Genomic DNA, 13,049 nt, shown 5'->3' on the forward strand with positions numbered 1-13,049 from the left:
TCAGCGGGGCGGGCGGGTCGTGTGCGACGGGGTGTCCGAGGGCTTGAAGGGCGTCGGCCCGGTGCTCGCGGTGGGCCCGCTCGGGGACGGGGTCGGCGTCGGGTCCGAGGGGCCGGGCGTCGGGCTCGTCGGCGTCGGCGTCGGCGTCGGGTGCGTGGGCGACGGGTTCGTGGGTGTCGGGTGCGTGGGTGTCGGCGTGTGGTGCGGGGGACGCGACGGCGACGGGCCCTGCGGGCCGGTCTCCGGGCCGGTGCCGCCGTAGCCCTCCAGCGTGACCGTGGTGCCGCCGGGCCGGATGGCGATCCGGGTCCGCCAGCGCCCCGCCGGCTCCCGGTCGTGGTCCACATAGACCGTGACCGTCGTGGTCTGCCCGGGCTGCAGATAGCCCGCCGTCTGGCTCATCTGCAGCCATGCCGCGCCCGGCGTCGCCGTCCAGTGCACCGGCTCGCCTCCGGACGCGCTGATCGTGATCACCGTCGTGCCGCCGCTGGGCTGCGCGGCGACCGTCAGCCGCCCCGGACCCGTCGCCGTACGGCCCGACTCGCCCGGCCGCAGCGGGGTGCCGTCCGCGCCGATCACCGCGACCGACACGTCCGGCGTCCGGGCGTCGCCGCTGGTGGCCGGCGACGGCGTGGTCCGGGCGTTCCCGGCGTTCTCGTACGGGCGGCCGTCCAGCCGCTCCCCGGCGTCGGTGTCGCTCGCCGTCACCGAGGGCGTCCCGGCCGCCGCGGTCTCCCCCGTGGCGGGCGCCCCGCGGTAGGCCGCCCACAGGGCCAGCACCGGCGCCGCGATCACCGTGGCGACCACCGTCGTGGTCAGCGCCCGGGCCCGCAGCCTGCGCCGCCGGGCCGCCCGGTCCGGCGGCGGGCCCACCGGGAAACCGCTGCGGTCGTAGCGAGGAGAACCGTTTGGCCCACCCGACCGGCCCCCGCGCCCGGCCGCCGCGGAGCCGTCGGCCCGCCCCGTACGGGACCGGCGGGCCGCCGCCAGCGCGCCCAGCACCGCCTCCTGCGGCGCGCCGACCAGCGGCAGCGAACCCCGGGCCGCCGGCGCGGTGCCCGGCCACGACCCCGGCGCGGTGGCCCGCTCCGCGGTCCGCCGGCAGACCGCGCAGTCGTCGACATGCCGCACCAGCTCGCGGCTCAACGCCACCCCCAGCAGCACCTTGCTGTCCCCCGCCAGCTGCGCCACCTCCTTGCACCGGCCGGACTCGACGACCGCCAGCGCCGCCCGGGTCCGTTCGACCTCGCAGGAGGCGGTGGCGAGCAGCGCGCGGGTGGCGATCGGGTCGGCGCCGAGCACCGCGGCGACCTCGTCGGCGGAGAGCCGGTGGCGCACCGACAGCTCCAGCGCCTCCCGCTGCTCGGGAGAGGTGCCGGCGGCCTCCGGCCAGGCCAGCACGGCCAGCTCACGCTGCCGCCGCTCACCGTCCCGGGGCGCGGCGGGGCCGGTGCCACGGCCGGAGCCACGGTCGGTGCCGGTGCCACGGCCGGTGCTGCTGCCGGTGCCACGGCCGGGGCCGGTCCGCTCGGCGAGCCGGCGCAGGCACGCCCAGCGGGCCAGTGCGTACAGCCAGGCGCGGTGCAGCGCCGGGTCGGCCGGGCGACGGTGGTGGTGCCGCTCGGCGAGCGCCAGCATCTCGCCGAGCACCGCGGTCGCCGCGTCGTGCTCGCACAGCACCGACAGGCAGTAGGTGAACAGGCCGTCCAGATACGGCTGATAGCCGTCACCGGGCTCGTCCGGGGCGCCCGAGGCGGACGGGGCGCCCGGGGCAGACGGCTGAACGGGCCGGGGAGACGGCTGGGCGGACTTCGGACGGCTCCGGCGCCGGTCGTCGCCGCGCGACCGGTGTGCGCCGGTGGAGTGCGTGGGGTGCTCGGGCCTGCTGCTCATCACCCCGGCGACGGTAGGGGGATGATGCAGCCGGACTTACTCTCCCGGACCACTTTTAACCCTTACGGGTGACCATCTCCCTCAAAAGGGGACACGAGCCGGCCGCTGCGCCCGGAGCCCACGCGGGGCGCACCACCCGGTCGGAGCAACGGACGGCGGGGCGGCGGACGACGGGGTGGCGGGGCGGCGGACGACGGGGCGACGCCTGTCGCCACCACGACGCGGTGCCCGGCGTCCGCGGTCCGGCGGCGGGCACGGCGTTGTCGGACCCCGCCGCTACGGTGACCCCATGGCAACTCGTAAAGCGCCGGGCAAGGAACGCCCCTCGTACCGCTGCACCGAATGCGGCTGGACCACCGCCAAGTGGCTCGGCCGCTGCCCGGAATGCCAGGCGTGGGGCACGGTCGAGGAGTTCGGCGGCACCCCCGCCGTCCGCACCACCGCGCCCGGCCGGGTCACCACCGCCGCCCTGCCCATCGGCCAGGTCGACGGCAAGCAGGCCACCGCCCGCACCACCGGCGTCGACGAGCTCGACCGCGTCCTCGGCGGCGGCCTGGTCCCCGGCGCGGTGGTCCTCCTCGCCGGCGAGCCCGGCGTCGGCAAATCCACCCTCCTCCTGGACGCCGCCGCCAAGTCCGCCTCCGCCGAGCACCCCACCCTCTACGTCACCGGCGAGGAATCCGCGAGCCAGGTCCGGCTCCGCGCCGACCGCATCGGCGCCCTCGACGACCACCTCTACCTCGCCGCCGAGACCGACCTCTCCGCCGTCCTCGGCCACCTCGACACCGTCAAGCCGTCCCTGCTCGTCCTGGACTCCGTGCAGACCGTCGCCTCCCCCGAGATCGACGGCGCCCCCGGCGGCATGGCCCAGGTCCGCGAGGTCGCCGGCGCCCTCATCCGCGCCTCCAAGGAACGCGGCATGTCCACCCTCCTCGTGGGCCACGTCACCAAGGACGGCGCCATCGCCGGCCCCCGCCTCCTGGAACACCTCGTCGACGTCGTCCTCCACTTCGAAGGCGACCGGCACGCCCGCCTCCGCCTCGTCCGCGGCGTCAAGAACCGCTACGGCACCACCGACGAGGTCGGCTGCTTCGAACTCCACGACGAGGGCATCACAGGCCTCGCCGACCCCTCCGGCCTCTTCCTCACCCGCCGCGCCGAACCGGTCCCCGGCACCTGCCTGACGGTGACCCTGGAGGGCCGCCGCCCGCTGGTCGCCGAGGTGCAGGCGCTCACCGTCGACTCCCAGATCCCCTCACCCCGGCGCACCACCTCCGGCCTGGAGACCTCCCGCGTCTCGATGATGCTCGCCGTCCTGGAACAGCGCGGCCGGATCAGCGCCCTCGGCAAACGCGACATCTACAGCGCCACCGTCGGCGGCGTGAGGCTCACCGAGCCCGCCGCCGACCTCGCCGTCGCCCTCGCCCTGGCCAGCGCCGCCAGCGACACCCCCCTGCCCAAGAACCTCGTCGCGATCGGCGAGGTCGGCCTCGCCGGCGAGGTCAGACGCGTCACCGGCGTCCAGCGCAGGCTCTCCGAAGCCGCCCGGCTCGGCTTCACCCACGCCCTCGTCCCCACCGACCCCGGCAAGATCCCCGACGGCATGCGGGTCCTGGAGGTCGCCGACGTCGGACAGGCACTGACCGTCCTGCCCAAGCGCGTACGCCGGGAGGCCCCACAGGAAGAGGGTGTGCGCCGGTAGACTTTGCCCTGGTCTCGCCCGTCACCGCAGAATTGCCTGTCGGCCACGTACGCTCCGCTGGTACGTCAACCACAGTCAAGGGCCGGGCGGCCCGCGGACCGACAGACCGTGCGACGGAGGAGTGCAGTGGCAGCCAACGACCGGGCATCGGCTCCCGGCAGGTCCGGCGGGGGATCCGGCACCGAGAGTCTGATGCGCGCCTCGCTGAGCGCCGTGGCCCCCGGCACGGCCCTGCGCGACGGCCTGGAACGCATCCTTCGCGGCAACACGGGCGGACTGATCGTCCTCGGCTTCGACAAGACCGTCGAGTCCATGTGCACCGGCGGCTTCGTCCTCGACGTCGAATTCACCGCCACCCGCCTGCGCGAGCTGTGCAAGCTCGACGGCGCACTGGTCCTCGACAAGGACATCACCAAGATCCTCCGGGCCGGCGTCCAGCTCGTCCCCGACGCCTCCATCCCCACCGAGGAGACCGGCACCCGCCACCGCACCGCCCAGCGCGTCTCCATCCAGGCCGGCTTCCCCGTCGTCTCCGTCAGCCAGTCCATGCGGCTGATCGCGCTCTACGTCGACGGTGAGCGCCGCGTCCTGGAGGAGTCCGCGGCGATCCTCTCCCGCGCCAACCAGGCCCTGGCCACCCTGGAGCGCTACAAGCTCCGCCTCGACGAGGTCGCCGGCACCCTCTCCGCCCTGGAGATCGAGGACCTGGTGACCGTACGCGACGTGACCGCCGTCGCCCAGCGACTGGAAATGGTCCGCCGCATCGCCACCGAAATCGCCGAATACGTCGTCGAACTCGGCACCGACGGCCGGCTGCTCTCCCTCCAGCTCGAAGAACTCATCGCCGGCGTCGAACCGGAACGCGAACTGGTCGTCCGCGACTACGTCCCCGAGCCCACCGCCAAGCGCGCCCGCACGGTCTCCGAGGCCCTCGCCGAACTCGACTCCCTCACCCACGCGGAACTCCTCGAACTCCCCAACGTGGCCCGTGCGCTGGGCTACAGCGGCGCCCCCGAGACCCTCGACTCCGCCGTCTCCCCCCGCGGCTTCCGCCTCCTGGCGAAGGTCCCCCGCCTCCCCGGCACCGTCATCGACCGCCTCGTCGACCACTTCGGCGGCCTCCAGAAACTCCTCGCCGCCAGCGTCGACGACCTCCAGACCGTCGACGGCGTCGGCGAGGCCCGCGCCCGCTCGGTCCGCGAGGGCCTGTCCCGCCTGGCGGAGTCGTCGATCCTGGAGCGGTACGTGTAGGGAGTGCGTGCAGGTCGTGCCTTGCTGGATCCTGGAGCGGTACGTGCAGGTCGTGCGTGGTGGAGCTGCGTGCAGGGGGTGGGCGGGGGAATAACCCGCCGCCCCCTTGCCGTTGTGGCCTCGCAGGGGGCCCGCCCACCCCCTACGGGATCCGTTCGGCTGCCCCCTAAGGGACCCCTCCCGGCCGCCTCCCTCCCCCCTTCCCCGCCCCTGGCCCGCGCGCCCCGGCCCTACCGCAGCACCGCCGACTCCTTCTCCGCCGCCAGCCCCACCACCGGCCGGTCCGGACGCTGCGGCGCCACCCCGCCGATGCTCCGCAACCACGCCCACGTATCGGCCACCGTCTCCGCGACCGGCCGGCACCGCAGCCCCGTCGCCAGCGCCCGCGACACATCCGCCCCGTACATCGCATCCCGCAACTCACCAGGCGCCAGCCACACCGGCAACTCGGTCCACGGCTCCACCCCGGCCGCGAGCACGTCCTCCGGCGCCGTCCACCGCAGCTCCGCATCCGAGCCGGTGACCCGCACACAGCTCTCCAGCAACTCCCCCATCGTGGCGTGCCCGACCTCGCTCACCAGGTTGTACGCCCCGCCGAGCCCGCCCTCCAGCGCGCCCAGCGTCCACTCCGCAAGATCCCGCACATCGATGTACTGCAGCGCCATCTCCCGCGGCCCCGGCGCGAGAACCGGCCCGCCCCGGGCGATCCGGTCCAGCCACCACGGCAGCCGCCCGATGTTCTCGTACGGCCCGAGGATCAGCCCGGCCCGCACCAACAGCGCCCGCTCCCCGAACGCGTCCAGCGCCGCCAGTTCCCCGCCGCGCTTCGCCGCCGCGTAGTCCTCGGCGTCCGTGTCGTCCGCGGACCCCGCCACCAACGGCCCGTCCTCGTCGAGCCCGTACGCGGCCGGGTACGCGTACACCGACCGGCTGGACACGTACGCATACCTGCCGACCCGCCCGGCCAGCAGCCGCGCCGCATCCCGCACCGCCGAGGGCGCGCCGCTCCAGGTGTCCACAACGGCGTCCCACTCCCCCTCCCGCAACGCCGCGAGACCCTCCGGCCCCGCGCCCTCCCCTCGTTCACCATCTCCCCGTTCACCACCCCCACGTTCACCGTGCAAGGCCGTCACGCCCTCCGGCGCCGCGTGCCTCCCCCGGTGGAAGACCGTCACCTGCCAGCCCCGCGCCACCGCCGCCTCGGTGACCGCCCGCCCCACGAACTCCGTACCGCCCAGCATCAAGAGCTTCATACGGCCGACTGTGCCGGACCCCGTCGCCCCGAACCAGCACCGCACGCCGTCAGCGGAATCCCTACCAGCGGAATTACCGGAGCGCCGCCCTCCGGACCACGGACGACCCGCTTCCGGGCCAGCGGAAGCAGCGGCACCGGGCGGTCGGGGGGATGCTGCACGGTTGGGGGGCGTTGCTGGGCGGTTGGGGGGCGTTGCTGGACGGTGTGGGGCGTTGCTGGACGGGCGAGGTGTCGTGACGAGCCCGCGGCGGCGGCCGGCCGGCGAGGACGGCCACGGTCAGGGGCACGACAGGGACGGAACGTACGGCAACCGGCCAACGGACAACAGCGAACGGCCAACGGCCAACGGCCAACGTGCAACGTGCAACGCCCAATTAGCGAACAATCAACGCCGGAACGGCGAACGGCCAACAGCCACCGATCACAAACCGACGAACAAACGCGCTGAACGCTCAGTCCTCGTCCAGAACGAACGACGTATGGGCGGACTTCAGCCCCGGCACCTTGGCCTCGATCCGGTACTTGCCGGCCGGCACCGTGGCCGAACTGGGCGTCGCGCACTGCGGTCCGCTCGCCCGCCGGTCCCACTCGACGGTGCGCTTCACGGAGCCGTTGGCCGGCACCTGCAACAGCGCCGGCGCGGTGCCCGAGGGGCAGTCGTTCGAGGCCCACACCCGGTCGTCACCCGCGGCGTCGCTGATCGTGAGAACCGCCGCCTTCTGCCCGAGGTCCACCTTGCAGGCCGCATCAGCGGTGTTCTTGACGGTCAGCTCGAACGTCGGCTTCTTGTCGGGCGCGTACGAGCTCTTCACGCTCCGCAGCACCAACTCGACATCCGGGTCAGCGCAGTTGGGCAACGAAGAACTGGCCGGAACACCCTTCCCGGACCCCTGCCCGATCGGCCCGCCGGCTCCTGCACCACCGCCCGACGCACCGCCCCCGGAACCACCATCGGCCCCGCTGTCCTCACCGCTGCCGCCACCCGAGGAACCCGCACCACCACCGGACCCGGAGTCCTCGCCCGACTCCCCTCCGGACCCCGACTCCCCGCGCCCGCCCGGCTTTTGGCTGATCGCCGGGCCTGCGGACGAGGGTCCGGGCGTGATCGACGTCGCGGGGCCCTTCCCGTGCGCACCGCCCTTGCCCTCGTCGCCGCTGTTGCCCCCGCCGCCCAAGTTGAGGGCCCACACGACCAGTACGGCGAGCAGCACGACGATGGCCAGCGCAACGGCCCTCCGCCGCCAGTAGATGGAGGAGGGAAGCGGCCCGATCGGATTGCGCAGTGATCCCACGCGGAAACTCTACGAGAGATCAGCAGTCGCACCGGCCACTACCCGCCGCATCAGACTGCAACTTTTCCCATGATCAGCCCGGCCCCCACCTCCCACACCCACCCAACTCCCCACACACATCCCTTCCACCCCCTGAACCCCACCCATCCACCACCGCCACACCCACCCACCCCGCCCCATCCATCCCCCACCGCCCAGCCCACCACCGCGACGGCTTCGGGCGACACCACCGCTACCGGTGCGGGCGACACCACCGCTACCGGTGCGGGCGACACCACCGGCGCCGCCCCCCAGCTTCTACGCCCGCCCTCTCCGGCCGCCGCCCAGCGCCTACGCCCCCTCCGGACGCCGCCACTCCTCCTTGTGGCCGAAGCCCTGGCCGTTGTCGATCAGCCGTAGCCAGTCGGGGCGCAGTTCCCAGAGGGTGGTGCGTTCCAGCGCGGCCCGGAGCCGCTCATCCGCTTCGACGAAGGGGAAGCGCCGGGTGTAGGCCCGCCAGCCGACGGCCCGCTCGGCGCCCGACAGGGGCCGGCAACGGCCGCGACCCTGAATCCCCGTCAGCCCGCTCCACTCCTGGCCGTCGCGCTGCGCCGTGAAAGCGACCCGGGCATCTGTGCCGGCCAGGGCCCGGCCGTGGCGGGTCGTGGTCGACGTGACGAAGTACAGCACCGGGTACCGCGCCGGCCCGCCGCCCGCGCCTGCCGCTGCCGCTACCTCCGCCTCCACCCCCTCCTCCACCGCCACCTGCCCCACATCGGTGGCCTCGGCGGTATCGGTGCTGTCGCTGGCGTCGGTGGCATCGGTGGCGTACAGCACCGCGCAAGCCTGGGGGCCACTCTCGTCCACGTACGCCAGGGTCATCGTCGTGTGGGCTGCCAGTGCCTGCTGGATCGAGGACGGGCAGCGCGTCGGGCCCGCAGCCAGTTCGTCCAGCCCGGGGTCACTATCGCCAGCGCCCGCCTCAGCCGTACCCCAAGCGCCCGGCTCCGCCGCACGCCGGTCGCTCGCTTCGGGTGTCTGCGTCTGTGGCATCTGCTTCTCGCTGTCGTTCGTCTCCGCCATGTCCGTATCCCGGCCTTACGCCTAGTACCTGGTGTCTTGCCCGGCGTTCCTCGCCCCCGACGTACCTTGCCCCAGCGGGCCTCGGCATCGGCGTACTGGCTCGGGTTGTCAGCGCCGGCGATGTCTCCGCACCGCCTGCCGCGCACGGGCCTGCGCCTGCCGCGCACGGGTCGCGTGCGTCGCGTGCGTCGCGTGCGTCGCGTGCGTCGCGTCCACTGCTTCTCGCGTGTCTGCTCAGCTGCGTCTCGCGGATCTGCGTCGGCCTGCGCTTCGCTCTGGTCTCCGCTCGCCTCGGCTGGCCCTGGGCTCGCCCCGCGCGACCGCGCCCTGCCTCGCCTCGTCGTGCCTTGTCTCGCCTCTTGCCTTGTTCGCCACTTGTCCTTGTTTCGCCTCGGCGCCTCCCTGCCCCCCTTGCCTCCTTGCCTCCCTGCCTCCTTCCTCTTCCGGCAACGACTACGGAGAGTAATCAGTTCCCCGGATTGTAGTGAGTTTCCGGGGCGAGTTCGGGCGAGTCCGGGGCGAGTTCAGGAACGAGCTGCGGAGGGAGCTGCGGAGGGAGCTGGGGAGTGGGTGGCCGGAGTAGGTGTTCGGAGTGGGTTCCTGGAGGGGGTTTTCCGGAGTCGCGGGGGTCGGTTGCGGGGGTGGCGTACCGGCGGTAGCGGCCAGGCGTGCGTATGTGGTCGTCCTGCGAGTGGGTGGGCGTGCGGCGGGGCGCGGCCGGTGCGTTTCCTGGGCGCGTGCGGACGTGCCAGGATCGTCGGTGCCATGACTTCGACGCCTGTCACCTCATCTGCCCCGACCGACGCCGCCGAGACCGCTTCCGCCGCCGCTCCGGCCGCGGAGGCCGCAGACGGGACCGCGCTGCACGGGCCGGTCACCGACTGGTTCGACGAGCACGCCCGCGATCTGCCCTGGCGCCGCCCCGAGGCGGGCGCCTGGGGTGTGATGGTGAGCGAGTTCATGCTTCAGCAGACGCCGGTCAGCAGAGTGCTGCCGGTGTACGAGCAGTGGCTCGCCCGCTGGCCGCGCCCCGCCGACCTGGCCGCCGAGGCGCCGGGCGAGGCGGTGCGCGCCTGGGGCCGGCTCGGCTATCCGCGGCGCGCGCTGCGGCTGCACGCCGCCGCGTCCGCCATACAGGAGCGGCACGGCGGTGACGTACCGCGTGAGCACGCCCAGTTGCTGGCGCTGCCCGGCGTCGGTGAGTACACCGCGGCGGCGGTCGCCTCGTTCGCGTACGGGCAGCGGCACGCGGTGCTGGACACGAACGTGCGGCGGGTGTTCGCGCGGGCGGTGGCCGGCCGGCAGTACCCGCCGAACGCCACCACCGCCGCCGAGCGCAAGCTCGCCCGCCAACTGCTGCCCCAGGACGAGAGGCTGGCGGCGCGCTGGGCGGCGGCCACGATGGAGCTGGGCGCGCTGTTGTGCACGGCGCGCACGCCGGAGTGCCATCGTTGCCCGATCGCCTCGCAGTGCGCGTGGCGGCTGGCCGGTTCCCCGGCGCACGACGGTCCGCCGCGGCGCACCCAGACGTACGCCGGTACCGACCGGCAGGTACGCGGAAAGCTGCTCGCGGTGCTGCGGGAGGCGGTGGCTCCGGTGCCGCAGCAGGTGCTGGACGCCGTGTGGGACGAGCCGGTGCAGCGCGCCCGGGCGCTGGACGGGCTGGTCTCGGACGGCCTGGTGGAGCCGCTGGGCGGCGGACGGTACCGGTTGCCGCTGTCGTAACCCACCAGCAGAGGACACACATACATGCATACACACGCACGCACTACATAAGGACACGCGCGCACAGGGTCTACGCGTAACAGGGTCCACGCGTACACAGGGACGGCTGCATTCGCAGCCGTCCCTGACTGTCTTTCACGGCCGAAAAGGGTCACTGATTGGCTGGATGGTGATTTTCCGGCCGGGCGGGTGCGGCACGGGAGTGCGCTGTGACGTGCGCTGTGACGGGTGCGGTGACGTGTGCAGTGACGGGTGCCGTTGCGCTCGTCGGCCTTTTGGTGGGGGTGTTGTCCGTCCGGAGTATGACGGGGCGGGGGCCGCCGTCCCCCCGAGGTATGACCCCTGGCGGGCTGTTACACAACCGAGGGTTTTCCGTGCACTCGCTGTGGGGCCCACGCACATTACGCCGCAACACCCCCTCCGTAGCGTCATCCCCGTGCTGGAGATGACCGCCAGCGCAGTCAACGTGGGGAATCGCAAGCGGATCGGAGGCGTCGGGATGGCGACCAGCGGCGGCAAGGTACTGGACTTCGAAGAGTACGTGCGGACGCGGCAGGAGGCCCTGCTGCGCAGCGCCCGGCGCCTGGTGCCCGATCCGGTCGACGCGCAGGACCTGCTGCAGACGGCCCTGGTGCGTACGTACGGCCGTTGGGACGGGATCGCGGACAAGTCGCTGGCCGACGCCTACCTCCGCCGAGTCATGATCAACACTCGTACGGAGTGGTGGCGGGCCCGCAAGCTGGAGGAGGTGCCCACCGAGCAGCTGCCGGACGCGAGCGTGGACGACGGCACCGAGCAGCGCGCGGACCGGGCCCTGCTGATGGACATCCTCGGGGTGCTGGCTCCCAAGCAGCGCAGCGTCGTCGTGCTGCGGCACTGGGAGCAGATGAGCACGGAGGAGACGGCTGCCGCGCTCGGGATGTCCACGGGTACGGTCAAGAGCACGCTGCACCGTGCGCTGGCGCGGCTGCGTCAGGAGCTGCAGGCCCGGGACATCGACGCGCGGATGCTGGAGCGGGGCGAGCAGGAGCGGTCGCGGCAGGACCAGGAGCGGTGCGCGGCCTGACGGCGGAGGGCGTCGGCCGGTGCGCGGCCTGCCGTGCGGGTGGAGCCCCCCGGCGATCACCCGCAGGACGGACCACGTGCGCGCAGGACAGACATGCGGGACGGACCACGCGCAGGACGGCCCACACGCAGGGCAGACCACGTGCAGGACGGACCACATGCAGGGCAGATCCCGCACGGGATGGATCACTCGCATGACAAATGTGTGAAAACGGTCACGTGGTCGGGAGTCGTACGGTTCAGAGGTCGAGGCGTCACAATCACCTCAGGGACGACTTCGTCGAACGGCATCACGTAGCAACGAATACCTTCACTTCAGTCACGTCAGTCACCTCAGTCACGTAGTCACTTACGAACAGCAGCGGGATCGGCGGCTGTGCGAGCAGCACGGTGAGCAGGAGCGGATTGTCCAGGAACAGGTTGACCAGGATCGGGTTGACCAGAGGCGGCGCGGCCACGGCGGGGGTGGCCGCCGTCGGCCTTTTGCTGGCCGGGTGCAATCCGGGGGGCGAGGGTGTGCGCAGCGAGGGGTCGGCCAGCACCACCCCGGCGCCCAAGGGGGCGGCCAGCACCGTGCCGAGTCCGACCTCGTCGGCCGGGTACAAGAAGGTCGACGCGGTCCAGCTGATGCGGAATGATCCGAAGGTCGGCGCGGACGTGAAGAAGTCCCTGTACAAGCCGTGCGCCGCCGACGAGTATCCGGTCGAGGTGACCTATGCGCCCCTGACCGGCGGATCGTCGCCCGATGTCATCGTCAACGTCATGACCTGCGCGGATTCCGTGGGGATCGGGTCCTACGTGTACCGCAGGGACAGCGGGGCGAAGGACGGGTATGACAACGTGTATGCCAATGAGCAGCCGTCGGTCTCGGCCGCGGTCAACAAGGGTGAGCTGGAGGTCTCCACGCAGACCTACGCGGCCGGCGACCAGGTGTGCTGTCCGTCCGGGGAGGACGTGATGAAGTACCGCTGGGTGGGCGGCCGCTTCGCCCAGTACCGCCAGTACCACACCGACTACAGCAAGACCACCGTCGACAGCTTCCCGGCGCCGGAGGACAGCGGCGCGGGATCGGAGGGTTGAGACAACCGCATGGCCGACACCCATGTGCTTTTCGTCGAGGACGACGACGTCATCCGTGAGGCGACGCAGCTCGCGCTGGAGCGGGACGGATTCGTGGTCACCGCGATGCCTGACGGGCTCGCGGGGCTGGAGGCGTTCCGTGCGAACCGTCCGGACATCGCGCTGCTCGATGTGATGGTGCCGGGGCTGGACGGGGTCAGTCTGTGCCGGCGGATCCGTGACGAGTCGACGGTTCCGGTGATCATGCTGTCGGCGCGGGCCGACTCGATCGATGTGGTGCTGGGCCTGGAGGCGGGGGCGGACGACTACGTCACCAAGCCGTTCGACGGGGCGGTACTGGTGGCGCGGATCCGTGCGGTGCTGCGCCGGTTCGGCCATGCCAGCGGCCCGGACGGCGCCAAGCCGGCCTCGGCGGCGGACGACGGGCCGGACGAGGCGGTGCTGCGCTTCGGTGATCTGGAGGTCGACACCGAGGGCATGGAGGTCCGCAAGGGCGGCGAGAACGTGGCGCTGACGCCGACCGAGATGCGGCTGCTGCTGGAGTTCTCCAACGCGCCGGGTACGGTCCTCTCGCGCGACCGGCTGCTGGAGCGGGTGTGGGACTACGGCTGGGGCGGTGACACCCGGGTCGTGGACGTCCACGTCCAGCGGCTGCGCGGCAAGATCGGCCAGGACCGGATCGAGACGGTCCGCGGCTTCGGATACAAGCTGAGAGGCTGACGCC

At 72.8% G+C, this 13,049-nt stretch carries 11 protein-coding genes; 6 read left to right on the plus strand and 5 right to left on the minus strand.

From position 1 onward, the window contains the following. Positions 1-1,893: a sigma-70 family RNA polymerase sigma factor gene (locus ACFV1J_RS27930; RefSeq protein WP_385862547.1), complete on the minus strand. Its 1,893-nt coding sequence runs from the start codon at positions 1,891-1,893 to the stop codon at positions 1-3. Between the two features lie 289 nt (positions 1,894-2,182). Here ACFV1J_RS27930 and radA point away from each other — a divergent pair, with 289 nt between their 5' ends. Together radA and disA are read left to right on the plus strand one after the other, a co-directional pair. Next, positions 2,183-3,595 carry a DNA repair protein RadA gene (radA, locus tag ACFV1J_RS27935; protein ID WP_385862549.1) on the plus strand — a complete coding sequence of 471 codons (1,413 nt, stop codon included), beginning with the start codon at positions 2,183-2,185 and terminating at the stop codon, positions 3,593-3,595. A gap of 126 nt (positions 3,596-3,721) precedes the next feature. Continuing rightward, entirely contained in the window at positions 3,722-4,846 is a 1,125-nt protein-coding gene (gene disA / locus ACFV1J_RS27940) for a DNA integrity scanning diadenylate cyclase DisA (RefSeq protein ID WP_385862551.1), read from the plus strand. Between the two features lie 230 nt (positions 4,847-5,076). Here disA and ACFV1J_RS27945 read toward each other — a convergent pair whose 3' ends face one another. The 3 genes from ACFV1J_RS27945 to ACFV1J_RS27955 form a co-directional block, all read right to left on the minus strand. After that, a complete protein-coding gene (locus ACFV1J_RS27945) occupies positions 5,077-6,099 on the minus strand; it encodes an NAD-dependent epimerase/dehydratase family protein (protein ID WP_385862553.1) in 1,023 nt (340 codons plus the stop codon). 454 nt (positions 6,100-6,553) lie between these two features. After that, entirely contained in the window at positions 6,554-7,393 is an 840-nt protein-coding gene (locus ACFV1J_RS27950) for a hypothetical protein (protein ID WP_385862556.1), read from the minus strand. Positions 7,394-7,723: 330 nt separating this feature from the next. Next, the gene (locus tag ACFV1J_RS27955) at positions 7,724-8,455 is read right to left on the minus strand and encodes a hypothetical protein (RefSeq protein ID WP_385862558.1); all 732 of its coding nucleotides are present in this window, start codon (positions 8,453-8,455) and stop codon (positions 7,724-7,726) included. A 765-nt stretch (positions 8,456-9,220) separates the two neighbouring features. Between ACFV1J_RS27955 and ACFV1J_RS27960 the strand changes: the two genes are divergently transcribed. Together ACFV1J_RS27960 and ACFV1J_RS27965 are read left to right on the plus strand one after the other, a co-directional pair. Further along, positions 9,221-10,180 (plus strand): A/G-specific adenine glycosylase, encoded by a 960-nt coding sequence (locus ACFV1J_RS27960; protein WP_385862561.1) that lies wholly within the window; start codon positions 9,221-9,223, stop codon positions 10,178-10,180. A gap of 499 nt (positions 10,181-10,679) precedes the next feature. Further along, positions 10,680-11,246, plus strand: coding sequence for a SigE family RNA polymerase sigma factor (locus tag ACFV1J_RS27965; RefSeq protein WP_385862645.1), 567 nt, complete (start codon positions 10,680-10,682; stop codon positions 11,244-11,246). Between the two features lie 289 nt (positions 11,247-11,535). Here the strand turns inward: ACFV1J_RS27965 and ACFV1J_RS27970 are convergent, their stop codons facing one another. Further along, positions 11,536-11,817 carry a hypothetical protein gene (locus tag ACFV1J_RS27970; RefSeq protein ID WP_385862563.1) on the minus strand — a complete coding sequence of 94 codons (282 nt, stop codon included), beginning with the start codon at positions 11,815-11,817 and terminating at the stop codon, positions 11,536-11,538. A 1-nt stretch (position 11,818) separates the two neighbouring features. Here ACFV1J_RS27970 and ACFV1J_RS27975 point away from each other — a divergent pair, with 1 nt between their 5' ends. Next, positions 11,819-12,325, plus strand: a complete 507-nt coding sequence (locus ACFV1J_RS27975) for a hypothetical protein (RefSeq protein WP_385862566.1) — start codon at positions 11,819-11,821, stop codon at positions 12,323-12,325. Positions 12,326-12,334: 9 nt separating this feature from the next. Beyond that, a complete protein-coding gene (gene cseB, locus ACFV1J_RS27980; protein WP_385862568.1) occupies positions 12,335-13,045 on the plus strand; it encodes a two-component system response regulator CseB in 711 nt (236 codons plus the stop codon). Positions 13,046-13,049 lie beyond the last annotated feature (4 nt).

This window comes from Streptomyces sp. NPDC059649 (genome assembly GCF_042734445.1).
Lineage (GTDB): Bacteria > Actinomycetota > Actinomycetes > Streptomycetales > Streptomycetaceae > Streptomyces.

Bases quoted from the DNA above. Each gene is read 5' to 3' on its own strand.
- ACFV1J_RS27930 (WP_385862547.1), bottom strand. From the start codon at position 1,893: ATGAGCAGCAGGCCCGAGCACCCCACGCACTCCACCGGCGCACACCGG.
- radA (WP_385862549.1), top strand. From the start codon at position 2,183: ATGGCAACTCGTAAAGCGCCGGGCAAGGAACGCCCCTCGTACCGCTGC.
- ACFV1J_RS27945 (WP_385862553.1), bottom strand. From the start codon at position 6,099: ATGAAGCTCTTGATGCTGGGCGGTACGGAGTTCGTGGGGCGGGCGGTC.
- ACFV1J_RS27955 (WP_385862558.1), bottom strand. From the start codon at position 8,455: ATGGCGGAGACGAACGACAGCGAGAAGCAGATGCCACAGACGCAGACA.
- ACFV1J_RS27960 (WP_385862561.1), top strand. From the start codon at position 9,221: ATGACTTCGACGCCTGTCACCTCATCTGCCCCGACCGACGCCGCCGAG.
- ACFV1J_RS27965 (WP_385862645.1), top strand. From the start codon at position 10,680: ATGGCGACCAGCGGCGGCAAGGTACTGGACTTCGAAGAGTACGTGCGG.
- cseB (WP_385862568.1), top strand. From the start codon at position 12,335: ATGGCCGACACCCATGTGCTTTTCGTCGAGGACGACGACGTCATCCGT.